Source organism: Carboxydothermus islandicus (assembly GCF_001950325.1).
Lineage (GTDB): Bacteria > Bacillota > Z-2901 > Carboxydothermales > Carboxydothermaceae > Carboxydothermus > Carboxydothermus islandicus.
The window spans coordinates 1-241 of sequence record NZ_BDJL01000089.1 but is presented as its reverse complement, the minus strand read 5'-3'; the positions used below and the strand labels follow the sequence as shown (position 1 = coordinate 241).

The window sequence follows — 241 nt, the reverse complement described above, 5'->3', positions numbered from 1 at the left end:
GTCCTCGACCTATTAGTACCGGTCCGCTCAACCGATTGCTCGGCTTACACGCCCGGCCTATCTACCGGATCTTCTCTCCGGGGTCTTACTCTGGATTGCTCCAGATGGGAAACCTCATCTTGGGGCTGGCTTCGCGCTTAGATGCTTTCAGCGCTTATCCATTCCGCACTTGGCTACCCAGCGGTGCCCCTGGCGGGACAACTGGTTCACCAGCGGTGCGTCCATCCCGGTCCTCTCGTAC

Annotated in this window: 1 rRNA gene; it reads right to left on the bottom strand. The window is 59.3% G+C overall.

Going from position 1 to position 241, the window contains the following annotated elements:
- Positions 1–4: 4 nt before the first annotated feature.
- Positions 5–241, bottom strand: a 23S ribosomal RNA gene (locus ciss_RS09225); the annotation flags it as partial.